Source organism: Mesorhizobium sp. WSM4819, assembly GCF_055811215.1.
Genome location: NZ_JBVVQO010000007.1, coordinates 144697 through 168329, shown reverse-complemented (window position 1 = coordinate 168329; position 23633 = coordinate 144697). Strand labels below are relative to the sequence as shown.

General features: G+C 62.2%; 26 protein-coding genes and 1 pseudogene. 15 read left to right on the top strand and 12 right to left on the bottom strand.

The window, feature by feature from the left end; all coding sequences use genetic code 11:
• Nucleotides 1-82 precede the first annotated feature (82 nt).
• The 6 genes from AC0L18_RS09385 (at nucleotide 83) to dxs (ending at nucleotide 5546) form a co-directional block, all read left to right on the top strand.
• Nucleotides 83-727 carry a TetR/AcrR family transcriptional regulator gene (locus AC0L18_RS09385; RefSeq protein WP_473491780.1) on the top strand — a complete coding sequence of 215 codons (645 nt, stop codon included), beginning with the start codon at nucleotides 83-85 and terminating at the stop codon, nucleotides 725-727.
• A gap of 181 nt (nucleotides 728-908) precedes the next feature.
• On the top strand, nucleotides 909-1835 hold the full coding sequence (locus AC0L18_RS09380) for a histone deacetylase family protein (RefSeq protein WP_128179928.1): 927 nt from the start codon (nucleotides 909-911) through the stop codon (nucleotides 1833-1835).
• A 3-nt stretch (nucleotides 1836-1838) separates the two neighbouring features.
• Nucleotides 1839-2090: an exodeoxyribonuclease VII small subunit gene (locus AC0L18_RS09375; protein ID WP_023799340.1), complete on the top strand. Its 252-nt coding sequence runs from the start codon at nucleotides 1839-1841 to the stop codon at nucleotides 2088-2090.
• A gap of 110 nt (nucleotides 2091-2200) precedes the next feature.
• Nucleotides 2201-2467, top strand: a complete 267-nt coding sequence (locus AC0L18_RS09370; protein ID WP_023799339.1) for a DUF2277 domain-containing protein — start codon at nucleotides 2201-2203, stop codon at nucleotides 2465-2467.
• A gap of 10 nt (nucleotides 2468-2477) precedes the next feature.
• Nucleotides 2478-3398: a pirin family protein gene (locus tag AC0L18_RS09365; RefSeq protein ID WP_473491778.1), complete on the top strand. Its 921-nt coding sequence runs from the start codon at nucleotides 2478-2480 to the stop codon at nucleotides 3396-3398.
• 207 nt (nucleotides 3399-3605) lie between these two features.
• Nucleotides 3606-5546, top strand: a complete 1941-nt coding sequence (dxs, locus tag AC0L18_RS09360) for a 1-deoxy-D-xylulose-5-phosphate synthase (RefSeq protein ID WP_473491776.1) — start codon at nucleotides 3606-3608, stop codon at nucleotides 5544-5546.
• Nucleotides 5547-5665: 119 nt separating this feature from the next.
• Here the strand turns inward: dxs and AC0L18_RS09355 are convergent, their stop codons facing one another.
• The 9 genes from AC0L18_RS09355 to AC0L18_RS09315 all read right to left on the bottom strand — a co-directional run bounded on the left by AC0L18_RS09355 (nucleotide 5666) and on the right by AC0L18_RS09315 (nucleotide 14014).
• Entirely contained in the window at nucleotides 5666-6043 is a 378-nt protein-coding gene (locus AC0L18_RS09355; RefSeq protein WP_473491854.1) for a DUF3307 domain-containing protein, read from the bottom strand.
• A 28-nt stretch (nucleotides 6044-6071) separates the two neighbouring features.
• Nucleotides 6072-7964 (bottom strand): adenylate/guanylate cyclase domain-containing protein, encoded by a 1893-nt coding sequence (locus tag AC0L18_RS09350; protein WP_473491774.1) that lies wholly within the window; start codon nucleotides 7962-7964, stop codon nucleotides 6072-6074.
• Nucleotides 7912-9213, bottom strand: a complete 1302-nt coding sequence (locus tag AC0L18_RS09345; protein ID WP_473491852.1) for an NAD(P)/FAD-dependent oxidoreductase — start codon at nucleotides 9211-9213, stop codon at nucleotides 7912-7914. The genes AC0L18_RS09350 and AC0L18_RS09345 overlap by 53 nt, the downstream gene beginning before the upstream one ends.
• Before the next feature lie 30 nt (nucleotides 9214-9243).
• Nucleotides 9244-9699 carry a DoxX family membrane protein gene (locus AC0L18_RS09340; RefSeq protein ID WP_473491851.1) on the bottom strand — a complete coding sequence of 152 codons (456 nt, stop codon included), beginning with the start codon at nucleotides 9697-9699 and terminating at the stop codon, nucleotides 9244-9246.
• A 35-nt stretch (nucleotides 9700-9734) separates the two neighbouring features.
• Nucleotides 9735-10511: an HvfC/BufC family peptide modification chaperone gene (locus tag AC0L18_RS09335; protein WP_473491773.1), complete on the bottom strand. Its 777-nt coding sequence runs from the start codon at nucleotides 10509-10511 to the stop codon at nucleotides 9735-9737.
• Nucleotides 10498-11526 (bottom strand): MNIO family bufferin maturase, encoded by a 1029-nt coding sequence (gene bufB / locus AC0L18_RS09330; protein ID WP_473491771.1) that lies wholly within the window; start codon nucleotides 11524-11526, stop codon nucleotides 10498-10500. Before bufB ends, AC0L18_RS09335 begins: the two co-directional genes overlap by 14 nt.
• A 32-nt stretch (nucleotides 11527-11558) precedes the next feature.
• Nucleotides 11559-11828 (bottom strand): BufA1 family periplasmic bufferin-type metallophore, encoded by a 270-nt coding sequence (locus AC0L18_RS09325; RefSeq protein WP_292543980.1) that lies wholly within the window; start codon nucleotides 11826-11828, stop codon nucleotides 11559-11561.
• A 218-nt stretch (nucleotides 11829-12046) separates the two neighbouring features.
• On the bottom strand, nucleotides 12047-13132 hold the full coding sequence (locus AC0L18_RS09320) for a patatin-like phospholipase family protein (protein ID WP_473491769.1): 1086 nt from the start codon (nucleotides 13130-13132) through the stop codon (nucleotides 12047-12049).
• A gap of 51 nt (nucleotides 13133-13183) precedes the next feature.
• Nucleotides 13184-14014, bottom strand: coding sequence for a 3-hydroxybutyrate dehydrogenase (locus AC0L18_RS09315; RefSeq protein WP_473491767.1), 831 nt, complete (start codon nucleotides 14012-14014; stop codon nucleotides 13184-13186).
• Between the two features lie 147 nt (nucleotides 14015-14161).
• On the opposite strand from AC0L18_RS09315, the gene AC0L18_RS09310 reads away from it, so the two are divergent.
• From AC0L18_RS09310 to AC0L18_RS09295, 4 genes are all read left to right on the top strand, one after another.
• Nucleotides 14162-15076, top strand: a complete 915-nt coding sequence (locus tag AC0L18_RS09310; RefSeq protein WP_473491766.1) for a LysR family transcriptional regulator — start codon at nucleotides 14162-14164, stop codon at nucleotides 15074-15076.
• Nucleotides 15077-15277: 201 nt separating this feature from the next.
• Nucleotides 15278-15778 (top strand): cupin domain-containing protein, encoded by a 501-nt coding sequence (locus AC0L18_RS09305; RefSeq protein ID WP_473491765.1) that lies wholly within the window; start codon nucleotides 15278-15280, stop codon nucleotides 15776-15778.
• Nucleotides 15779-15870: 92 nt separating this feature from the next.
• A complete protein-coding gene (locus AC0L18_RS09300) occupies nucleotides 15871-17073 on the top strand; it encodes an MFS transporter (protein WP_473491849.1) in 1203 nt (400 codons plus the stop codon).
• A 178-nt stretch (nucleotides 17074-17251) separates the two neighbouring features.
• Nucleotides 17252-17737, top strand: coding sequence for a DUF302 domain-containing protein (locus tag AC0L18_RS09295; protein WP_473491763.1), 486 nt, complete (start codon nucleotides 17252-17254; stop codon nucleotides 17735-17737).
• A gap of 194 nt (nucleotides 17738-17931) precedes the next feature.
• On the opposite strand, the gene AC0L18_RS09290 is transcribed toward AC0L18_RS09295, so the two are convergent.
• Nucleotides 17932-18795, bottom strand: coding sequence for a LysR family transcriptional regulator (locus AC0L18_RS09290; protein ID WP_473491762.1), 864 nt, complete (start codon nucleotides 18793-18795; stop codon nucleotides 17932-17934).
• A 98-nt stretch (nucleotides 18796-18893) separates the two neighbouring features.
• On the opposite strand from AC0L18_RS09290, the gene AC0L18_RS09285 reads away from it, so the two are divergent.
• Nucleotides 18894-19556, top strand: coding sequence for an FMN-dependent NADH-azoreductase (locus AC0L18_RS09285; RefSeq protein ID WP_473491761.1), 663 nt, complete (start codon nucleotides 18894-18896; stop codon nucleotides 19554-19556).
• Nucleotides 19557-19676: 120 nt separating this feature from the next.
• On the opposite strand, the gene AC0L18_RS09280 is transcribed toward AC0L18_RS09285, so the two are convergent.
• The gene (locus AC0L18_RS09280) at nucleotides 19677-20078 is read right to left on the bottom strand and encodes a GFA family protein (RefSeq protein ID WP_077381347.1); all 402 of its coding nucleotides are present in this window, start codon (nucleotides 20076-20078) and stop codon (nucleotides 19677-19679) included.
• 173 nt (nucleotides 20079-20251) lie between these two features.
• Here AC0L18_RS09280 and AC0L18_RS09275 point away from each other — a divergent pair, with 173 nt between their 5' ends.
• From AC0L18_RS09275 to AC0L18_RS09260, 4 genes are all read left to right on the top strand, one after another.
• Nucleotides 20252-21046 carry a TlyA family RNA methyltransferase gene (locus AC0L18_RS09275; protein ID WP_473491759.1) on the top strand — a complete coding sequence of 265 codons (795 nt, stop codon included), beginning with the start codon at nucleotides 20252-20254 and terminating at the stop codon, nucleotides 21044-21046.
• Nucleotides 21043-22284 (top strand): class I SAM-dependent RNA methyltransferase, encoded by a 1242-nt coding sequence (locus AC0L18_RS09270; protein ID WP_473491758.1) that lies wholly within the window; start codon nucleotides 21043-21045, stop codon nucleotides 22282-22284. Before AC0L18_RS09275 ends, AC0L18_RS09270 begins: the two co-directional genes overlap by 4 nt.
• An 85-nt stretch (nucleotides 22285-22369) precedes the next feature.
• Complete coding sequence (locus AC0L18_RS09265; RefSeq protein WP_027152353.1) at nucleotides 22370-22741, top strand: antitoxin Xre/MbcA/ParS toxin-binding domain-containing protein; 372 nt, start codon at nucleotides 22370-22372, stop codon at nucleotides 22739-22741.
• Nucleotides 22734-23240 carry an RES family NAD+ phosphorylase gene (locus AC0L18_RS09260; RefSeq protein WP_473491757.1) on the top strand — a complete coding sequence of 169 codons (507 nt, stop codon included), beginning with the start codon at nucleotides 22734-22736 and terminating at the stop codon, nucleotides 23238-23240. The genes AC0L18_RS09265 and AC0L18_RS09260 overlap by 8 nt, the downstream gene beginning before the upstream one ends.
• Nucleotides 23241-23339: 99 nt before the next feature.
• Here AC0L18_RS09260 and AC0L18_RS09255 read toward each other — a convergent pair.
• Nucleotides 23340-23619 (bottom strand): annotated as a pseudogene (locus tag AC0L18_RS09255) (AbrB/MazE/SpoVT family DNA-binding domain-containing protein).
• Nucleotides 23620-23633: the final 14 nt, after the last annotated feature.

Here is a 23633-nt window from a genome sequence, read left to right as displayed (position 1 = left end):
TATACGTGGCGTATGCAAATCAGATAACGACATACGACGCGTATGTCAAATATATACGAGACGTATGTGAAGGAATGGGCGAATGGGGCACAAACCACGCAGGGAGATGATCGCCGAAACCCGCGCCAAACTGGTCGCGGCGGCGCGCCATGCCTTTGGCACTGTCGGCTATGCCGAGGCCTCGATGGACGACTTCACCGCATCGGCCGGGCTGACGCGCGGCGCGCTTTATCATCACTTCGGCGACAAGAAGGGCCTTCTCCAGGCGGTCATCGCCGAGATCGACGCGGAGATGTTGGCCCGGTTGAAGATCGTCTCAGTCAGGGCGGACACTCTCTGGCAGGGCTTTGTCGACGAATGCACCGCCTATATCGAGATGGCGCTGGAGCCGGAGATCCAGCGTATTGTCCTTCGCGACGGACCGGCGGTGCTCGGCGATCCTTCGCAATGGCCGAGCCAGAACGAATGCATCCGCTCGATGAGCGAGAACCTTCAAAAGCTGAGGGACGAGGGAACCATCGTTGCCGTTGATCCCGAAGCCGCAGCGAGGCTGGTCAGCGGCGCCTCGCTACATGCCGCGCAGTGGATCGCAAATTCGGAAAATCCAGAAGCGACGTCGAAAAAGGCGGTGAAGGCGTTCAACGTGCTTTTGGAGGGACTGCTCAGGCAAGGCCGCAGCACTGGTCGTCCACAAGCACCGGCTGAGGTGGACAAATCGCCGGCCTGAGCCTGTCTCAAGACCACCAAAGGCAAGGCGCGACCTCGAATGGGACGGGCGAAGCGCGCCTCAAGATTCGGGCAGCTCGCGCCGGACCCAACCAGCACTCAACGCCTAAACCCTGTTGAACGTCTGCCTTTGCCGGTTGCAAAACATGGTCAAAGCCGCCGGGCGCGCCTATATCGAGGGCATGGTCACAAGGCTTTATACCCACCCGATCTTCCTCGAGCATATAACGCCGCCCGGTCATCCGGAGCGGCCGGACCGCCTGCGCGCCATCGAGCGCGTGCTCGACGACGAGGCCTTTGCGGCCCTTGATCGTGCCGAGGCGCCGGAAGGCGACGAGGCCACCATCCTCTACGCACACCCGCAGGAATTCGTCGAACGGGTCCGCGCTTTGATGCCGGACACCGGTATCGCTCGTGTCGACGCCGACACCACCGCCAGCCCGAAAAGCTGGCAGGCGGCCGTCACGGCGATCGGCGCTGCCAACGCCGCCGTCGACGATGTCTTTCGGGGCGACGTAGCCAATGTCTTTGTCGCCGCCCGGCCGCCCGGCCACCACGCCGAAAAGACCACGTCCATGGGCTTCTGCCTGTTCAACACCGCGGCGATCGCGGCGCGCTACGCGCAAAGGCAGCACCAGGCCGAGCGTGTTGCCATCGTCGACTGGGACGTCCACCACGGCAATGGCACGCAGGATATTTTCTGGGACGATCCGTCGGTGCTCTATTGCTCGACGCACCAGATGCCGCTTTACCCGGGGACCGGGGCGGTGAGCGAAACCGGCGCCGGCAACATCGTCAACGCGCCGCTGGCGCCACAGACCGGCAGCGAGGTTTTCCGCGACGCTTTCCTGTCGCGGATCTTGCCGGCGCTCGACAATTTCGCGCCCGACCTCATCATCATTTCCGCCGGCTTCGACGCGCACCACCGCGATCCGCTGGCCGAGATCAACCTGACCGAGGACGATTTCGACTGGGCAACCGGCCAGTTGATGCAGCGCGCCGGTCGCCACAGCGACAACCGGCTCGTCAGCCTGCTCGAGGGCGGCTACGATCTGCAGGGATTGGCATTTTCGGTCGCCGCCCATGTCGGGCGACTGATGAAAGGATAGACGATGGCTGGTGAGAGCAACGAAGACGTCAAGGCGATGAGCTTCGAGCAGGCGCTCGACGCGCTGGAGAAAATCGTCGATGATCTGGAGCGCGGCGACGTGCCGCTCGACCAGTCGATCCGCATCTATGAGCGCGGCGAGGCGCTAAAACTCCATTGCGACCGGCTGCTCAAGGCGGCCGAGGACAAGGTCGAGAAGATCAGGCTTTCGCGCGACGGCAAGCCGGTGGGGACCGAGCCGCTGGATGCGGAGTAAGGCACGGTCCCGGACGATAATTTCGCCGGGCGGCTTTTCGACATGATCATGATTGAGGATAATACTCATCCCGCTTGAAACGGCTCCAGGACGAGAGGAGATTGCGAACGATGTGCAGAAACATCAAGACCCTGTTCAATTTCGATCCGCCGGCAACCGATGACGAGGTCCGCGATGCCGCACTTCAGTTTGTCCGCAAGCTGAGCGGAACGACACGGCCGTCGAAACAGAACCAGCATGCGTTCGACCACGCCGTCGAGGCCATAGCCGCGTCTGCGCGCGAATTGCTGGACAGCCTCGAGACGACACAGCATCCGCGCAATCGCGACGAGGTGGCGGCCAAGGCGAAAGCCAGGTCTGCACTCCGCTTCGCCTGAGGAAGACCGCATGAGCTTCTTTCCCGGAAACGACCCTCTGCCCGGTGACGCCTTCGCCAGCGACCAGATCGAGCTGATGGTTATTCCGAACGCCAAGGACATTGGCGGCTTTCAGGTTCGCCGTGCCTTGCCGACCGCCAGGCGTCGGCTGGTCGGTCCGTTCATCTTCTTCGATCGCATGGGACCGGCGATTTTGCGGGCCGGCCAGGCGCTCGATGTCCGCCCGCATCCCCATATCGGCCTGTCGACGGTCACTTACCTGTTCGACGGCAAGATCAGGCATCGCGATTCGCTCGGCACCGAAATGGTCATCCAGCCCGGCGACGTAAATTTGATGACCGCCGGTCGCGGCATCGTTCATTCCGAGCGTACGCCGCAGGAGCTGCGCGGTGCGCCGATGTCGGTTTCCGGCCTGCAGACATGGCTGGCGCTGCCGGACGATAAAGAGGAGGTCGACCCGATCTTCGAGAATACGGCGGCCATACGTCTGCCCGAGATCGACGCTGAAGGCGTCAGCGGACGCGTTGTCATTGGCGCGTTTTCCGGGTTGCGGTCACCGGTCGTGACCGCTTCGGACACGCTCTATGCAGACCTCAGCCTGGCGCCCGGCGCCAGCGTGAAAATCCCTGCCGATGCCGAGGAGCGCGCCATCCATACGTTGGAAGGCGAGGTTTCGATCTCCGGTGACCGCTTTCCGGCAGAGCGGCTGCTGGTGTTCCGGCCCGGCGACGAGATCGTCGTGTCGTCGGAGGGTGGGGCGCATTTCATGCTGTTCGGCGGCGCCTCGCTCGGCTCCAAGCGCTACATCTGGTGGAATTTCGTGTCATCGTCGAAGGAACGCATCGAACAGGCGAAGGAAGAATGGAAGACAGGCCGTTTCGATATCGTTCCGGGGGATGAAGAAGAGTTCATTCCGCTGCCGGACAATTAATGCATGTCGCGCAAAAGTGTGCAGCGGTTTTGCGATAACGACATGCATAAAACAACAACCTAAAGCGCGTCGCGTCAGGTCGGTCGAACGCGACGCGCTTTAGAGCGACGCGCCGTTTTTGACGCGTAAACGAAACCCTAACAGTTTGAAGCTATGCCGCGTCACTCGCACGCATTTACATTCGCCGGCCGGCAGCCTATTTCGCAGATGAATAAAAAGCAGGCCCCAGCACCAGTGAACGCAAAGCTCCATACGCCACTTCTCGACAAGGTCCGCATCCCGGCCGACCTCAGGACGCTTGACGAACGTCATCTGCCGCAATTGGCATCGGAGCTTCGCACCGAGTTGATCGACGCCGTGTCGCACACCGGCGGACATCTCGGTGCCGGGCTTGGTGTGGTCGAACTGACGGTGGCATTGCACTATGTCTTCAACACGCCAGACGACCGGCTGATCTGGGATGTCGGTCACCAGTCCTATCCGCACAAGATCCTGACCGGCCGCCGCGACCGTATCCGCACGCTGCGGCAAGAGGGCGGCCTGTCCGGTTTCACCCAGCGCGCCGAGAGCGAATACGATCCGTTCGGCGCCGCCCACTCCTCGACCTCGATTTCCGCCGGCCTCGGCATGGCAATGGCACGCGATCTCTCCGGGGGCCGCAACAATGTCATTGCCGTTATCGGCGACGGCGCCATGTCGGCCGGCATGGCCTATGAGGCGATGAACAATGCCGGCGCGCTCGATGCCCGGCTGATCGTTATTCTTAACGACAACGACATGTCGATCGCGCCGCCGACCGGGGCGATGAGCGCCTATCTGGCCCGCCTGGCGTCGGGCAAGGCCTATCTGGGCCTGCGCGATTTCGGCAAGAAGCTGACCTCCTATCTCGGCGAGCGCGCCGATCGCGCCATCAAGCGGGCGGTCGAGCATGCGCGCGGTTATGTCACCGGCGGCACGCTGTTCGAGGAAATGGGTTTTTATCACATCGGCCCGATCGACGGCCACAATCTCGAGCACCTGATTCCGGTGCTGAAGAACGTCCGCGACAATGCCGACGGTCCGGTGCTGATCCACGTCGTGACCCAGAAGGGCAAAGGCTATGGACCGGCCGAGGCGGCCGCCGACAAATATCACGGCGTCAACAAATTCGACGTCATCACCGGCGCGCAGGCCAAGGCGCCGGCCAACGCGCCGAGCTATACGAAAGTCTTTGCCGACAGCCTGATCCAGGAAGGCCGCGAAGATGATCGCATCGTCGCCATCACCGCCGCCATGCCGAACGGCACCGGCCTCGACCTCTTCGGCGAGGCGTTCCCGGCGAGGACTTTTGATGTCGGTATCGCCGAGCAACATGCGGTGACTTTTGCCGCCGGCCTTGCCACCGAAGGCTTCAAGCCTTTCGCGGCGATCTATTCGACCTTCCTGCAGCGTGCCTACGACCAGGTCGTCCACGACGTGGCGATCCAGAAACTGCCGGTGCGCTTCCCGATCGATCGCGCCGGCTTCGTCGGGGCCGACGGGGCGACCCATTGCGGCGCCTTCGACACGACTTTTTTGGCGACGCTGCCCGGTTTCGTCGTCATGGCCGCGGCGGATGAGGCGGAACTGCGACACATGGTGCGCACGGCGGCAAGCTATGATGAAGGCCCCATCGCCTTCCGCTACCCGCGCGGCAACGGCGTCGGCGTCGACCTGCCGGAGCGTGGCTCGGTTCTCGAAATCGGCAAGGGCCGTATCGTCAGGGAGGGCACCAAGGTTGCGCTGCTTTCCTTCGGCACGCGGCTGCAGGATTGCCTGGCTGCGGCCGAGGAGCTTGGCGCGGCCGGGCTTTCCACCACGGTCGCCGATGCTCGTTTCGCCAAGCCGCTCGACGAGGATTTGATCCGGCGGCTGGCGCGCTCGCACGAAGTGCTGGTAACAGTCGAAGAGGGCGCGGTCGGTGGCTTCGCCAGCCATGTGCTGCAATTCCTGGCCCATGAAGGGCTGCTGGAAAACGGCCTGAAGGTACGCCCGCTTGTGTTGCCCGACAGCTTCGTCGATCACGCCAAGCCCGAAAAGATGTATGCCGACGCCGGGCTTGATGCCGCCGGCATCGTGCGCACCGTCTTCGTGGCGCTGGGACGCACCGCCAGCGCGCAAAGCGCCTGAATCAAAATCTCAACGGCTTGCATCAGTTTGCCGACCGGCGGACGTAACTGACTGTTTGCGTTGTCATTTGGCATCCGCGCGCGGTGAATGCCTCGTTGTCCTGCCTCAAATTCCTCTCTCTAAGCGAGCGCAGCGAAGATCAGGCCGACATAGGTAAGCTGGTGCAAGAATTGGTCAGCCCCATGCATGGCCCAGTATGTCCGCGTGTCGGGGCCAGCATGGCTGCGCCCCGACAGCCCGGCTTTGGTGTAGTCTGTCGCGTAGTGGACCGTGAATTCCGCGGCAGAAAGCAGGACGATTGCGGTGGGTTCGAGCCCGGCGATGAGGAGGGCCGGCAAAGAGCCTAGCGCATGCAAGCCCGCGTGGACATAGCCGCCGACGCGACGCAGATCGCCCTTTCCGCCCAACATCCAGCCGGGCTGGAGCAGATAGTCGGCAATGAAGTGCTTTAGCTGGAGGCAGAAAAGCATTGCGAACGTCAAAGTCATCATTTCCATGACCATACTCCATGGCCGCAGCGGTTGTTCAGGTTGCGAGCGTGTGTATCAGGACCGGGACTGCCTTCCCGCGAACATTCGTGATGCCAAGTGGCTGCGCGGCGGTCTGGCCGCTTGTCTGCGCAAGCGTCATGTCGCTAAGCACGATTTCGACGCCGTGTTCCTTGGCGACGCCAACAAGACGGCTTGCCAAGTTGACCGTATCGCCGATGGCCGTATAGCTCAGCCGTTCGGCCGATCCGACATTGCCGACAATCGCGGTGCCGGTATTGATGCCAATTCGCACCCTTATGTCGCTGTGGTCCGGCGAAACGGCGGGCAGCGCATGCATCGCGGCCCGGATCGCGGCTGCGGCGCTGCATGCGCGGCGTGCGTGATCCGGCACGGCTGTCGGTGCGTTCCAGATGGCCATGACGGCGTCGCCAATGAACTTGTCGACGGTGCCTCCTTCGGAATGAATGGCTTCGACTGCAAGCGTGAGAAAGTTGGTGAGATGCGGCTGGACATCGGGGCCGAGCCGCTCGGTGAGTTCGGTGAAGCCCGGCAGATCGGCAAACATCACGGTCACTTCCACGAGCTTGCCGCCGGGCGCAGGCTCAAGCCCGCCCGCGACGAGGGGCCGGACGACGTCGAGCGGCATGTATTTGGCAAAAGCCGACAAGCCGCCCGCCATGCGCTTCAGCGCCTCCGAGAAATCATTGAGTTCGGCCAGGAATGTCGGAACATGCCGCACCTGGTCGAGCGAGAACCGTTCGATCTCACGGAGCTGCGCGGCAAGCTGGCGGATTGGCCTGGCGAAAAGCAGGTTCGAAAACAGCACGGCAGTGGCCGCTGCCAGCACGACGAGCCCGGCGACCACCAGCAGCACCCGACGCGTGTTACGGTCGATCTCTTCCGCGAAGGAGGAGCGCGGTATCGCGGTCAGGAGCCGCCATTGTTCGAATGGGAGCGCAAACGACGAGACGTAGACCGGGCCGATCTCGCCACCATCAACCAGCGTGCGAAATTCGTTCCCTTTCATCATCGAAATGGCGTCGCCCACCGCGGCGGCAAGCGCATCGCTCTTGGGAAAATCGCGAAGATGAGCAGGCATAGGACCGCCGGGCGCATCCGATGCAGCCATTACTTTGTCGCTACCGCCCAGCACGAACGTCTTGCCGTGACCTGATACTTGCAGACCACTCAGCGTCTGCGACAAATTGGCGAAACTCACGGCCACCATGACCACGCCCTGGTACCTGCCATAGAGCTCGACCCGCTTTGAAACAACCACCGAGGGCTCGAAGCCATTGGGCAGGACGTCGATCGCGCTCCAGACAGGTTCCGTCGAGTCCATCGCCCGGCGATACCAGGGCGCACCGAGCGCTAGGTAAGCGGTCTCGCCGTGGATGCGTTCTTCGAACATCACATCGCCGGGGATGGGATGATAGATATCACGGCGCAACGGGCGCGGCTTCCCCGGCATGCCCGGGCCGATTTCAACCATCTCGATCTTGCCGCCGGCCGCCGCGTGCGAGCCGAAAAACCGTCCGTCGGGGAAGCCAAATCCGATCCAGCCGATTGCGCGCTGTTCACGCAGCAGCGACAGGAACAGGAATTCGCGTCTGACCTCGTCATCGGCCTTGATCGTGCCTTGGAACAGGATCGAGCGGATAATCTCGGCCGTGCCTGCCACGACAGCCAGCGTTGATGTCAATTCGCCGCGGACAGAATTGGCACTCTGGGCGCCAAGGCTGGCGACGATCTTCTCGACATTGCGGGTTGCCGTGCGCTCCCAGATGACATGCACCGATGCAGCCGTCGACATGACCGCCATGAGCAGCAGCGCCGTCATCGCCCGCCCAAGCGCTATGCGCGGCAGCCGGCGCCTACCGGTCGTGGCGTTCGGTGATGAGGCGCGCGCTGCGGTCAAATGTTGCATAAGCCCAAGCCCAATCGAGGAAGACAACGGTGCGGTTGCGGAAACCGACAAGGAACCACAGATGCGCGAGGCTCCAGAGCAGCCAGGCTAGGAAACCGCTCAGTTGGATGGGTCCCAAATCCGCGACGGCGGCCTTGCGGCCGATTGTGGCGAGATTTCCGTAGTCGGCGTAGCGGAAAGGTTCTGCCGTCCGCCCCGCAAGTCGCGCCTTGATGAGGTCAGCTACATAGCGGCCCATTTGCTTCGCGGCAGGGGCGACGCCCGGAACCGGACGGTCGTCCTTGCCCTTTACCGAAGCGGTATCACCGATGACATAGACGCCTTCGCGGCCGGGCACATGCAGATGTCCGTCGACAACGACGCGGCCGGCGCGATCGGCTGCGACGTTCAGCCATTTCGCCGCCCTCGAGGCCATGACGCCGGCAGCCCAGAGCACACAGGCTGAAGCGACGCGTTGCCCATCCGCGAGCGCGACGCCATTGTCGTCGCACTGCGTAACCGCGGCGCCGAGCCTGACCTCGACGCCAAGCTTTTCGAGCTGCGATTTGGCCGATTGCGAGAGCTTCTCCGGAAATGCGGTGAGCAGCCGTTCGTCGGCCTCGACAAGTACAACCCTTGCGGTAGAGGAATCGATGTTGCGGAAATCGCGAACGATCGCTTTGCGCGCGAGTTCGATGATAGCGCCCGCGAGCTCGACGCCGGTCGGTCCACCGCCGACAACGACAAAGGTGAGGAGTTTTTCTCGAAGAGCCGGATCGTCGGTCACCTCTGCCTTTTCGAACGCGGTCAATATGCGGGCGCGAATTTCGGTGGCGTCGCCTATGGTCTTGAGGCCGGGAGCATTCGCTTCCCAGGCGTCGTGACCGAAATAGGCGTGACGGGCGCCGGTGGCGATGATCAGGTAGTCGTAGGGAATTCGCCGGCTGCCGGTCAGCACAGTCCGCGCAGCGGTGTCGACGCCCTCCACCTTTTCCATCAGGACGGTTGCATTCTTCTGGCTGGCGAGGACGCGCCGGATCGGCATGGCGATCTGGGCCGGAGATAGCCCGGCCGTCGCCACCTGGTAAAGCAGCGGCTGGAACAGATGATAGTTGCGGCGGTCGACGACAGTGATATCGACCGGCGCGTTGCGCAAGCCGAGCGCTGCGTTGAGGCCGCCGAAGCCCGCGCCGAGAATGACGACCTGCGGCCGGCGCGGTGGAAGCGTATCTGTTTTGGCCGGCGTCGCTTCCAACTCTGCCAAGATCATCACTTCTTCGCTTGATTGCCGCAGCATTGTTCACGCTCCGCGACGGAAATAGCCGTCGACCAGATAGTCCAACGATACGACGCCTGCGCCGCGAGCCAAAATGAGCAGCAGCAGCGAACTCCACATGAGGTGTTCGCCCCAGTGTCCCGGATAGACGAAGATCTGGATCACCGCGACTACCCCGAGCAGCATCAGCGCGCCGAGGCGCGAGAGCAGGCCGAGGAAAAGCAATGCGGCGCCGATGATTTCGGCGGCTGTCGCGAGCGGGGCCGCCAGCGCCGGGTCGATCAGCGGCAGATTATATTCAAACGCGAAAAGCTGTAGCGTTACCGGCCAGGAAGCGAGCTTGGTCTGCGCCGATTGCCAGAACACGTGGGCGACGGCGACGCGACCCGCCAGCTGAACAAGAGAAAGGGGTATGCTGCCCGCCAGGTTCAGAGGCCTGCGGTAGGCGGCGGCTAGGCTGCGGCCACTGGTTGAAGGCATTTCGCGGGTCACGCTCATTGGTCTCTCCATTTCGTTTACTGCGGGTGGTCGAAGCCGATGCCGGTCACCAAGCCTTCGCCGAACAGGCTGACGAGGGCGCCGAGGACATCGAACGTCGGTTCGTGCGTGAGGGCGCGTGAAACGGCCGTCTCCAGGCCGAGGCCGTTTTTCAGGGAATGGCGGAACGAGAACTGGGCGCTCGTGAGGCGCGCGAAGCGTACATTGTCGCCGTGCCTAGAGAGCGCGATGCGCTCGGCTTTTCGCTGCCAGACATCAGCTTGATCCGGAACGCCTCCGTTCTGATGCGCCGACCAGATCGACAGTACCGGCCAATGCGACATAACGAGGCGCAGGGATGGCTGGAGCATCAGATCGGGGGTCGAGCTCGAGGCTTCACCATCCAGTGCCGCCAGGTTCAGGGCCGGCAGTGATGCCGCATCAAGCGCCTCGGCGATCGCCCATTCAAGCCGCGCCGTTTCCGCTACGAAGGGCATTTCAGCCAGACCTTCGAAGGTCCCGAGGAAGCGCGGGATGTCGGAGCCGTAGCGCACCAGCCTTGGCTCGCCGGGCGGATGCTGACGAATGAACTCGCTTGCGGCATAGCGGAAGAACCGCTCGTCGACCATGCGAACGACGACTGGGAATACGGCCATCAGCGTCGCTGTCAGCGAGGCGCGGGTATTGTTCTCATAGATGCGCAGCCGTCGGCATGGATCGGCGCGGCCCGCTGAAACAAGCGACGAAAGGCCGAATTGCGGGTTGCCAAGCACGGACTGCGCGATGATGTTCTGCAGATGTTCAAGCGGCAGCATGGCGGTTCCTCCTGACGTCACGGTCTACAGCGAGGCGCGCGGGCTTGATCGCATCGAAAGCGGCAAGCACCGGCATCTGGCCGCGCGGTGCATAGCGTTCGAACGGAACGACAATGCCCGGAGCGGACTGCTTCGGCGCGGAAACAGGAAGGGAATCCTGCCGCTTGCGGAAGGCGATCGAAGCGGCAAGCATATCCGCCCACATTGCTTCGCCCAGCAGCACGTCGAGCACGGGCACGTCGGTATCCCATTCGATCAGGGTGGGACGTGGGCCGAATTTCTCGATCGTGCCGGCATAGAGTGACCACACGGCGGGCGGCACGCGCGAGCCGTGGTCGTCGATCAGGACCGTGTCATCGCCAACCTCGTTGACAGCATGGCCTGCCAGATGGATTTCGCCGATCGCCTCGGCAGGCAGCACTTCGATGAACGCAGCCGCGTCGAAGCCAAGATTGTGGGCGGAAACGTAGACGTTGTTCACGTCGAGAAGCAGGCCGCATCCCGTGCGCTTCACAAGCTCGGCCAAGAACTCGGCCTCCGTCATCGTCGAACCGCTGAACTCGATATAGGCAGAGAGATTTTCAATCAGGATGCGGCGCTTCAGAGTGTCCTGAACGAGCTTGATATTGTTGGCGACGATCGCGAGCGCTGCTTCGTCGTAACGGAGCGGCAAAAGGTCGTTGAGGTAGGCGCCATCGGCGCCGCTCCAGGCGAGGTGTTCGGAAACAAGATCGGGCTCGAAGCGCACGCATACCTTGCGCATGCGTTCCAGATGGTCGCGGTCGACGCCGGAAGCGCTGCCGAGAGACAGCCCTACGCCGTGAACAGAAAGGGGGTAGGTCTCACGCAGGTTTTCGAGCGCGGCGACGGCAGCAGAACCGCCCATGTAGTTTTCGGCATGAACCTCCAGCCAACCCGCCGACGGGCGGCGGCTAAGCATTTCAGCAATGTGCGGCGAGCGAAGACCGATGCCCGCGGCTTGCGGAATTGGGAGGGTGGGAAGCTTATTGGGCATCAGTCGTCTCCATTGGGTTGCGTGGGAGTGGATCAGGCCTTGGGTTCGGTGCTGCCGCTGGCAAGCTTTCCGCAAGTGCCGGCCGGCACGTAGATCCATGCGTCGGACTGGTTGTCGGCCGTAGAGGTCCCGGCGCAAGAATGCGTGGCGGTCTGGCAATCGTTCTGGCCGGCCTTGACGACGCCGTAGCACTTTTCGAACGAGAACTCCGGCTGGGCGGCCGGACCGGCGAAGGCTGCGCTGGCGGCGAGCGTGGTAGCAGCGGCGAAAGCCGAGCCGATGAGCGATTTGGTATTGATCATGATTTTCCGTCTCCTGGGTTTGTGTTTGGTTCAGACCGGCGATCAGCCCGTCTGAAACCACTCTCTTCGATCGCAGCCATCAACTGAAATGCTGTCTCGGCATGGTTTCGATAGACGCGCTGTAGGTGCCGGCTGCATGAAAAGAGCCCTCCGGGAGGGTGCCGGAGGGCTCAGCAAACCGGCATCCAGAGGGGGATAATGCCGGCCGGGAGTTGTTGTCAGAGATAGCGTTCGTGGATGTCCACCGTCGAACGCTCTCCGATGTGGCTATAGTTGGCTTCGAGCCATTCCTCGGCGCGTTCACGGCCGCGGTCGCGAAGATCCGTAAGCAGGCCCCAATCGGCATTGAGCTTGCTGGAGACGCCAAGCTTTTTCATGGTCTCGTCATCCGAAATGCCGTGGACGAAGATGCGCTTGAGGTCGAGCGCCTGGCCGGCCTCCGAGTCGACTAGTTGCGTGACGAAGGCGATCGCCCGCATTTCCCGCAAAAGCGAAGAGTTGAAGCTTATCTCGTTGATGCGATTCAGGATGTCCGTCGCCGAGCGCGGCAGTTCGGCGCGTTCTATAGGATTGATGTGTACGATCAGCACGTCCGGCGTGTCGCAGGAATAGATCAGCGGGAAGATTGCCGGATTTCCCATGTAACCGCCGTCCCAATAGGCCTCGCCGTCGATCTCGACGGCTTGGAACAGGAACGGCAGGCATGCCGACGCCATGATGGCGTCGATCGACAGCTCGTCATTGGAGAAAACCTTGACCTTCCCGGTCCGCACATTGGTCGCGCAGATGCTGAGTTTCAGAGGACAGCGCGACATGCGGACGGCATCGAGATCGATAGACTGCTCGAGAACGTTTTTCAGCGGATTGAAGTTCAAGGGATTGAACTGATAGGGCGACATCAAACGCGTCACCATATCGAGCATCAGGAAGGCCGGGGAGTATTCGAGCGAACGCGACCCGGTCATCTTGTCAAGCAGGCTCGGCTGCAGAGGGCTGAAGGCCGCCGCGTGGCTGACGCGGCGCCAGAAATTCGCAAGCGCCTTCTGCGCGCCGCGCCGTCCGCCTTCGGCAAGCCCGTAGGCAAGCACCGCCGCGTTCATGGCCCCGGCGCTGGTGGCGACTGCCCCCTCGAAGGACAAGTTTTCCTCGTCAAGGAGCCGATCGATGACACCCCATGTGAAGGCGCCGTGTGCGCCTCCGCCCTGAAGCGCGAGGTTGATCGTCCGCTTCCCGCGGACCACGCTGGGCGCGGCCGGTTCCGATTGGCTGGAGGCAAGCTTCATAACGTCGGCATGAGTGTTCATCGGGTACCCTCCTCGCGTAAAATTGCAGAAATTTTGACGATGACGGTGCGCTCAGTGCGCAGTCCAGCCGCCGTCGACCGGCAAGGCTGTGCCGGTGATCGAAGCTGCGCAGTCGCTGCAGAGAAAGACCGCAAGCGCTCCCATCTCCTCCACAGTCGCAAAGCGTCTGGTCGGCTGGTTCTTCAGAAAGATATCGCGGATAACGGCGTCGCGGGCGATGTTGTGCGACTTCGCCTGATCCTCGATTTGTTTCTCGACGAGCGGCGTCCAGACATAGCCTGGACAGATCGCGTTCGAAGTCACGCCGTACTCGGCGCCCTCGAGTGCGACCACCTTCGTCAACCCGACCATGCCGTGCTTGGCGGCGACATAGGCTGATTTGAATGGCGAGGCGATCAGCCCATGGGCGGAAGCGATGTTGATGATGCGGCCATAGCCGCGAGCCTTCATCGGCTCGAAGGTCGCCTGGATCAGATGGAAAGCCGAACTAAGGTTGATCGCCAGGATCGAGTCCCATTTGGCGACGGGAAATTCGCTGACTGGCGCAACATGCTGTATGCCCGCGTTGTTGATCACGATGTCGATCTGGCCGAAGCGTGCAACGGCCCGTTCCACCATCATGTGGATAGCGTCGCGGTTCGACATGTCGGCGTTGTCGTAGGCGACGTCGACATCATTTTCCTCGGCCAGGGCGGCACGCTGCGTTTCGATTTCCACCGGATCCCCGAACCCGTTCAGCATGACGGCTGCACCGTTCTGCGCCAGGGCGCGGGCGATGCCGAGGCCGATGCCGCTGGTCGAGCCGGTCACGATAGCCGTCCGGCCTTCCAAGGGGCGGCGCATCGCAAGCGTATCGGTTTCAGGTTTGCTGACGTTGAGCATTTCGGTCTCCGTTGATGTGCCGCAACGCTGCGGCTGTTCTGCGGGACCTTGAGCGATGCGCGCTCAACAATAAAATGCCGCTGTGCTATCAAATCCATGCATTCATTGCATTGGCTGGAGAAGCCTCGGGCGCGCTAGGGGATTGGCATGGACATTCACCACATCCGATATTTTCTCGCCGTCTGCGATACCCGGAACTTCACGCGCGCCGCCGAGAAAAGCAACGTCACCCAGCCGGCGCTCAGCCGCGCGATCCAGCAGCTCGAGGACGAGGTAGGCGGCCTTTTGTTCCGGCGCGAGCGCAATCTGACCCACATCACCGACCTTGGCGCGCTGCTTCGGCCGCGTTTCCAACAGATATCAGATGAACTGAGCGGCGTGCGTCAGGAAGCTTCGCGCTTCCTTTGCCTCAAGGACGCGCATCTGAAGGTCGGCATCATGTGCACGATCGGCCCGCGCCGCTTCACCGGTTTGCTTACCGATTTCAACATGCGCCACAAGGGAATTCAGTTGCAGTTGGTTGAAGGGGTACCAAGCCGGCTCTCACAACTGCTTGAGGCGGGCGAGATCGACGTCGCAATCATGTCGTCGAGCGAAAAGTTCCCGGAACGCTTCGACGTGACGCCACTCTTTCGCGAACGCTTCATGCTGGCGTTCCCGACCGGCCATCGGCTGACGCAGCACGAGACCGTGCCAATCAGCGCGATCGACGGCGAGGTCTATCTGAGACGCGTCAACTGCGAGTATTGGGACCATCTCTCTCATCTTTGCGTCGAGCGCGGAGTGAAGCTTCGCATCTCCTATTCCAGCGAGCGAGAGGACTGGATCCAGAACATGGTTGCCGGAGGGCTCGGCATCTGTTTCCTCCCCGAATACACCGCCGTGATTCCAGGGCTGCAGGTGCGGCCGGTGACAGAGCCGGAGGTGACCCGCGATGTGTGCCTCGTCACCGTCGCCGGCCGCCGCTTCTCGCCCGCGGTGTCGACATTTGTCGGTGCGGTCAAATCCTATGGCTGGGCAGAGGGCGCATCACCGGTTTCGATGCGCCGTTCCGCCGCGTAATCGCAACTCCGTCGACTACGCAGGATTACGCCTGCGGTTCGGGTACGAGCCGGTACGACTGCGCCCAGGCTCGCGTGATAGCTTCAGGCTATGGAATTCAGAAGTACCCGGCATTTCTCTTGGCAGCCGTGCTCGCCCAATCTCCACATCACGCCCCGCATGAATCCCCATTGCCGGGCTCGATAAAAGGAGAACCGCAAAATGTCTTTGAAAGTCATAGCATCTCGCAACCCGATCAAACTTGTTCTTGCGTTCAGCCTGCTCGCTTCGGCCGCGGCTTTCGCTGCAGCACCTGCCCACGCCGGCGAATGCCCGGTCGACCAGGTCGCCACCAATGCCGTGCAGTCGATGCCGAGCGCGCCGGAAGGTGTCACCGATGAGGTCATCAGCACGATCGACCTCAGCACGAAGGGCGACACCTGGAAGGGCAATATGTTCCGTCTGCGCAAGCTCGTCGTGCAGCCCGGCGGCGTCGTGCCGTGGCACGACCACTCCGCGCGTCCGGCAAATATCCTGGTCGTCGAGGGCGCGATCAGCGAATACAGCAGCACCTGCAAGGTGGCGATCGAGCACAAAGCCGGCGAAGCCACCGCCGAGTTCGGCCAGCTCGCGCATTGGTGGAAGAACAACGGTTCGGTTCCTGCCGTGCTCTATTCGGCCGACATCCTGCCGCCGGACATGGACGCCCACGACGCGATGTAACCGGACCGTAGCGTCCCGCTTATTGACCCTCAACCTCCATCGACGTTCCCGGTCCCCTTCGGGAGCGTCGAACCATGCACGGTAAAATTCCGATGGCCAGCTATGACGAAGCCGTTGCCTCCAGGCTCCGCAGGGTGTCGACGGACAGCCTGCGTTTCGGCATCATTGCCTTGATCGCATTTCTGACGCTCGTCGACCTTTTCGCCGCGCAGGCGATCCTTCCCTCGCTCGTCGTCAAATTCAGCGTCAGCCGCGCGACGATGGGTTTCGCTGTGAACGCCAGCACCTTTGGGATGGCGATCGCCGGCGTCGCGGTGGCGCTACTCGGCCGCAACATCGACCGGCGTAACGGGATATGGTTCAGCCTTGTCGTGCTCGCCATACCGACCGCGCTGCTTTCGATGACCGACAGCATCGCAATGTTTGCCCTCCTGCGCGTTCTGCAGGGCCTGTGCATGTCGACGGCCTTCACGCTGACGATCGCCTACCTCGCCGAGCATTTCTCACCCGGCCAGGCGGCAGGCGCGCTCGCCGCCTACGTCACCGGAAACGTCGCCAGCAACTTCTTCGGCCGCATCCTTTCGGCGGCTGTTGCGGACGGCTTTGGCATCTCCATCAACTTCCTGACCTTCGCTGCCCTGAATATCGCCGGCGCGTTGCTGGTCTGGCTCTCTCTGAAGAAGACCGACCGCATAATGCGAGTCGACGCCGACCACCCTGCCGTAGGTGGCGCCTGGAAAGCCCACTTCAAGAACCGAGAACTGCGCGGCAGCTTCGCGATCGGCTTCCTGATCCTGTTCGTCTTCATCGGCACGTTCACCTATGTGAATTTCCAACTGGCCGCAGCACCGCTGGCCCTGTCGCCGATGGCACTCGGTCTGGTTTATTTCGTATTTCTGCCGTCGATGCTGACAACCCCGCTCGCCGGCCGCGTGGCAAGGCGGTTCGGCCCGGCCAGCGGCATCGTCCTGACGCTCGGGATTGCCATCGCCGGCCTTCTGGCGCTGCTCACTGCAAATCTGCCGATCGTTCTTGCGGGCATGGCGCTGATCGCCATCGGGACATTCTTGGCGCAGGCGATCACGACTGGCCATGTCAGCCGCGTCGCCGCCAGCGACAAGGCCGCTGCGAGCGGTATCTATCTTGCTTCATACTATTCCGGCGGGTTGGTCGGCAGCTTTGTCCTCGGTCAGGTCTATGACCGGCTCGGCTGGACCACTTGTGTCGTTGTTCTCGTCGCCGCCCTGATCGCGGCAACGATAATCGCCCGCCCGCTGACGGCGCCACGCGTCTGATCCCGCTTCACCTCGACGTTTACCGCCGCTCATGAGCGGCGGCATTTCCATGGAACCTGCCAGCCATACGCCGCACTCATCAATTCGGGCAGCGAACGGCATTATCAATCCGCCGAGCCTTTCCGCATCCTTTCTTCCAGCCTGTCATCGGACCGGCTTCACTCACGGAGAAAGAAAAATGATCAATTCAGTCAAATCGACCCTCGCGGCGACGGCGCTTGTCTTGACGCTTGCCACCCCAGGGTTTCAGACCCAGGCGAGTGCTGAGACGGCGTCCGACGGCGTCGTCACAGTCAAGAGCGGCTATTCGGTTGCAGAGACCGTGTCGCGGATCAAGAAGGATGTCGCCGACAAGGGCATCACGTTGTTCGGTGTCATCGACCAGGCCAAGCTCGGCAACGCCGCCGGCAATGTCGTCAGGCCGTCGCGGCTCATCATGTTCGGCAACCCGGCACTCGGCACGACCTTCATCACCGCGAACCCGAAAGCCGGCCTCGACTGGCCGGTGCGCGTCGTCGTTTACCAGACGGCTGATGGCTCGGTCTACGCGGCCTACACCGACTTCGACTACATCGCCAGGCGCCACGGCATCGAAAGCCGCGCCAATGAATTCAAGATGGCGACCGAAGTGATCCAGTCCGTCACCTCCAGCATCGAGAAATGACCCTTGAAGCGGGGCCGGCCGGCTGGATGTCCGGCCCCGAATGTTTTGCACCGCCACGGATTTAGTTCCTATGGGACGGGCTGGACAGCTAGCCCCATGTCCAAGCGCGCGCCACAAGATGGTTGACGACGCTGTTGGTCCGGTAAACGAAACTCGGAACTGGCCATGAAGCAAGCGCTGGCGCGAGTTCAGGGTCACTCCTCGCCAGCGTGCCTTCGAGGAACGGCGTTCATGATGGCCTCCGCCAGTTCTTCGAGGACGGAAGTATCGCCTTTCGATGCGGCAAATAGCCTGAACTGCGCTTCTGGCAACTCTGGCAGGCCGTAGCTTTCGGGTACACTGGCCAGGCCGTTTCTCAGCTGACTGACGATCATCGGCGCTACAGCGAAGCCTGAGATGGCAGCCGCCCTCAGGCTGGCGTTGCTGGTGCAGATCATCACCATGCGCTGGCTGATCCCGGCCTTGGCAAGCCGTTCAAGAGCAACTTCCCTGTAGGGGCAAGGTTCCGGCAACACGGCCAGTGGCAGCGGGTCCGGAAGTTCCACGCCGGTATGATCCGCCCATGCCCAGACAAGAGGCTCGCGCCACAGGAGGCGCCCCATCTCCTCACCCTCACACTGGGATCCGAGCACCAGTTCGATATTGCCCTCCTTCATCTTCGAGAGCAGCGCACCCGGAATTCCGACTTGCACCTCGATCTGCAATCCGGGGCGATCAGCGCCGAATGCCTGCAAGGCGCGAAGGATGGGGACCTGTGCGAAGTCTTCCGAGAGGCCGACGCGAACTCTGCCGTGAAAGGGTGCCTGCGCCAGATCGGCCAAGGCATCCCGGTTAAGGGCGAGCATCGCCCTTGCATAGGCGAGCAGGCGCTCGCCATCTTGTGTCATCTCAAACGAGCGCGTCGTCCTTTTGAGTAACGGCTTTCCGACCTGCTCTTCGAGACGACGCAGGTGCCCGCTGACGGCCGACTGCGTAAGGTTCAGTCGCGCCGCTGCCCGACTGAAGCCGCTTTCGTCGAACACGGCGACGAACGTCCTGAGCAGGACCAATTCCAGCATATATTCTGTTCCATGATGAATACTGTCGACAATCTCAATTTTTATATCGAATTAAAATATGACGCAATACGGTTCGTCACAATGAGCAAGGATGATCCATGACCAGGCTGCTGCATATCGTTTCCTCGCCCCGTAAAGAGCGTTCCGCCTCGCGTGAGGTCGCCGAGGCGTTTGTTCAAAGCTGTCGTGCTCGGCGACCCGACCTGGCGATTTCAACGCTCGATCTATGGGACGTCGACCTCCCCGAATTCGGTGAGGACGCGATGTTGGCCAAATATGCGGGGCTCAGCGGCACGCCGCTTACCCCTTCTCAACAGCAGGCATGGGCCACATTGCAAGAATTGGCGCAACAACTGCACTGGGCGGATATTGTCCTGCTGTCGACGCCCCTGTGGAATTTCAGCATTCCCTACAAACTCAAGCACTTCATCGACCTGGTATCGCAGAAGGACATTCTTTTCTCGTTCGACCCTGAACACGGGTTCGCAGGACTGCTCCGGGATAAGACCGCCGTGGTCGTCCATGCGCGAGGTCTCGACTATGCGGCGCAATCCATCACGCCGGCGCAGCGCTTCGACTTTCAAAAACCCTATGTAGAAGCGTGGTTGCGCTTCATCGGTATCGAAGATGTCCGCAGTCTAATCATCCAGAAAACCCTCTTTGGACCCGATATTGACCATGCGGCTCGCCAGGATGCACGGGAGGCCGCGTTACAGCTGGCGGAAGACCTGCTGTCGCAGACAACGGAGGCGATTGCATGATTACGAAGCGCTTGCTGCGGACAAGAAGGGCGGCTCTGGAGACTCGCCGGGAAGGTCGCCTTATGGTGCGACGGAGCACCCTCGGTTCAAGCCCGAGGGCACGTTTTCGCGCGACATGCACTAGAACCACATATCGCGCACGCAGCGACCATCGCCAGGCAGGTCCTCGAATGTGTGGAGACCATCGAAATGGTCGATTGGCAAGTCGGCGACGGTGTCAGGCGGCGCAAGCCTCACATTGACGGCGATCCGAGTGCGACCGGCGGCACTGGCGCGCAAACCACGCCAGGCCAGCACACAGGCGCATGTCGGACAGAACAGGATCTCGAGCGACGGGGCATCCTTTCCGGAGCGCGTGTAAGCACTTGTCGGTCCGGCAAGACGGATGCGTTCGTCAACATAATCGTAAGCCCACAGCGCGCCATAGCGGCGGCAAAGCGTGCAGTTGCAGGCTGTGATCGAGCCGGGATCGCCCTCCAAAGTCCAGTGGGCCGCGCCGCAATGGCAGGTTCCGGTCAGCATTCGTCCTCCTCACCTTCTGGCAGCAACACGAGCATTGTTCTCAACATTGTGCCGGACCCAGTGCGATATTCAACAGGTTGTGGTGCGGCGTGATGCGCTCGCCGCTTTGGCAAGATGTTCGTTGTCTTCCCCAATATCCTTGCCTTCGTGACAGGCATTCGCCATGAAGGCCGATGAACTCCCGTTTGCCAGCCAGCACACGCCAGCGGCTCGACGAACTCCTCGTCGCGCGCGGCCTGTTTGCCAGCCGCTCTCGCGCCCGCGACGCGATCGAGCGCGGCACCGTGATGGTTGACGGCGTCATCGCCCGCAAGCCCGGCCAGACCGTCCGGGCTGATTGCCTCATAGAAGTCGATGATCCGGCGCAGGGCTATGTGTCCCGTGCTGCGCTGAAGCTGATCGCCGGGCTCGACTATTTCGACCTCGATCCAGCCGGCAGCGAAGCGCTCGACGTCGGCGCCTCGACCGGAGGCTTCACTCAAGTGCTGCTCGGACGTGGCGCGGCGCATATCACGGCGATCGATGTTGGGCATGGCCAGATACATCCGGATATCGCCGGCGATCCGCGTGTGACTGTTATCGAGGGATTGAACGCCCGTGATCTTTCGACCGCCGATCTTGCCGATCGAATTCCAGATTTTATCGTCTCCGACGTCAGCTTCATCTCGTTGAAACTGGCGCTGCCGCCGGCGCTCGCCATTGCCAGGAGCGGCGCCAAAGCAATATTTCTGGTCAAGCCGCAATTCGAGGCGGGCCGCGAGGCGATCGGCAAGGGCGGCTTGCTGAAAGACCCATACGATGCTGCGCGGGTTGCCGGCCTGCTGCAGGATTGGCTTGACGGCGTCCCCGGCTGGCGCTCGCTCGGACTGCATCTGTCGCCGATCGAAGGCGGCGACGGCAACCGCGAGTTCCTGCTCGCCGGGATCAAGGACGCCGAGGTCGAGAACAGGGGGATCGGAGGCCGATGAACGCGCGCTTCACGATCACAAGGCTGGGCTCCCAGGGCGACGGCGTCGCCGAAACCGAAACCGGCGAACTTTTCATTCCGTTCACGCTGCCCGGTGAAACCGTCACCGCCGCGCGCGAAAAGGACCGTGCCACGCTGATGTCGGTGCTGGAGGCTTCGCCGCTTCGCATCGACCCTGCCTGTCGGCATTTCACCGAATGCGGCGGCTGCGCCATCCAGCATCTCGAGGCCGAAGCCTATCATCGGTGGAAGCGTGACAAGGTTGCGCATGCGCTCAACAGCAAGGGCATCAGTTGCGACATTGACGCGCTGGTGCCGTGCGCGCCGCAGACGCGCCGGCGCGTCGTGTTCACCGCCCGGCGCAGCGAGACCGGCATGCTGCTCGGCTTCGTTCGGGCGCTGTCGTCCGAAATCATTTCCATTGAGGAATGCCCGATCTCGCTGCCCGAGATCGTCACAAAGCTCGATCGTCTGAGAGCACTTGCCGAACTGGTTTGCGCCACGACGAAATCGTTCCGCATGACGGTCACGGCGACCGGTTCCGGCCTCGATGTCGCGGTTCACGAGTCCGGCAAGCTCGGCGAGAACCAGCGCCGCGTCGCCTCCAATTCCGTCATCGCCCAGGGGCTGGCCAGGCTTTCGATCGATGGCGAGATCATCATCGAGCCCAAAAAGCCGGTTGTCACGTTCGGCAGCGTCGCCGTCGCGGTGCCGCCGGGCGCCTTCCTGCAGGCGACCGAGGCCGCCGAGCAGGCGATGGCCGACATCGTCGGCCGGCACCTCGCGCGCGCCAAAAAGGTCGCCGACCTCTTCGCCGGCTGCGGCAGCTTCGCGCTGCGCCTCGCCGCCAGGTCGGAGGTCCATGGGGTGGAGGGGGATGCGGCAGCACTTTCGGCGCTCGACCGGGCATTCCGTTTCGCCAGCGGTCTGAAGCGGGTGACCAGCGAACGCCGCGACCTGTTCCGGCGGCCGCTCACTTCGAGGGAACTGAATGCCTTCGACGGCGTCGTCTTCGATCCGCCCCGCGCCGGCGCCGAAGACCAGTCGAAGCAGATTGCCCGTTCCGACGTGCCGCTGCTCGCCGCGGTTTCCTGCAATCCGGTTACGCTGGCGCGCGACTTGCGCATCCTCCTCGATGGCGGCTACGCCCTGAAAAGCGTGACGCCGATCGACCAGTTCCTGTGGTCGCCGCATGTCGAGGCCGTCGCGCTTCTGGAGAAGCCGAAGCGAAGGCGGTAGCGGATCCGCACTTGTTGAGCTTGAATTTCGCGTAAAATGAGCATACTTTGAACGTGTTATGTTCAAAATGTGCTAGGAACCTGTTATGAATACCGCAGCTCTCGATATCAGAGCATCGCGCTTTGGCGACGAGCGGACGCCATTTCTTTCGGCAAGACGGGTGGCTGAACTGCTGGGTGTCAATCTGACCGAACTGGCGGGCCTGATCGGCGTCGCGCGCAACACGCTTGCCGCCAAGACCGGCGCGCGCAAGGTCGACGCCGCATTGAGTCCGATTGTCCGTATCCTTGCGATGGCAGGCGAGATGGCCGGCGATGAACAGCGTGCGGCGATCTGGTTCAAGCATCAGCCGATCCCCGGCTGGGCGGGAAAGACCGCCTACGATCTCGTTCGAGAGGGCAAGACGGACAAGGTGCTTGCCTATCTGGAGGCAGTCCGCTCCGGCATCTATGCCTGAAAGCAGACTGAGCCTATGGCGCGCCTTCGTGCCGCGTTGGGCGCATCTGCCGCTTTCCGGCGAAGGAGCAGCCCGCTTTGGCGGTCGCTGGAATCCAGTGGACGCCCCGACGATCTATGCCGCGGGCGAATTGTCCACGGCTTGGGCGGAGTACAATCAGGGGTTTGTCCAGCATCCGGCGTTGATTGCGCAACTCGCACTTTCGGGCGCGCGCCTGGCAGACCTTACGGACGCTGATGTGCTGACCAGGCTCGGCGTGACGGCGGACATTCACCGATGTGAATGGCGCGATGTCATGGATCAAGGCCTGGTGCCTGAGACGCACACGCTGAGAGATCGCCTGATTGCCGACGGGCAACATGGCGTGATCTACCCCTCCTTCATGTCGCCCGGTGGCACATGCGTCGCGCTGTGGCGATGGAACGAGAGCAACACACCCCGTCTGAAGGTCATCGATCCCGACCATCGCTTGCCGAAAACGCCGGCTTCGTGGCTTTAATGCATGTCGCGCAAAAGTGTGAAGCGGTTTTGCGATAACGACATGCATAAAACAACAGCCTAAAGCGCGTCGCATGAGGCCGGTCAAACGCGACGCGCTTTAGGGCAGTTCTAACCGGCCGCGCCGCCGCGCTTCGGCCAACACACCCGCGTCCATTTCTTCCAACGTCTTTGGCCTGTCTCTATGGGGCAGGGATCCAAACACGTCTTCTGGCCGTCTCGGCGAAGACTGGCGCAGGCTTCAGTAGCACGCCCTCCGGAGTATCTTCGACCATTAGACGTGTGCCGGCCTCCCATTCCTTCCGCTTGCGGATCGCGCTGGGCAGGGTAACCTGCCCCTTGGTCGAGACAGTGATTACGAGTCTTTCCGGGTTGGCCATCGCGGCGCATCCTC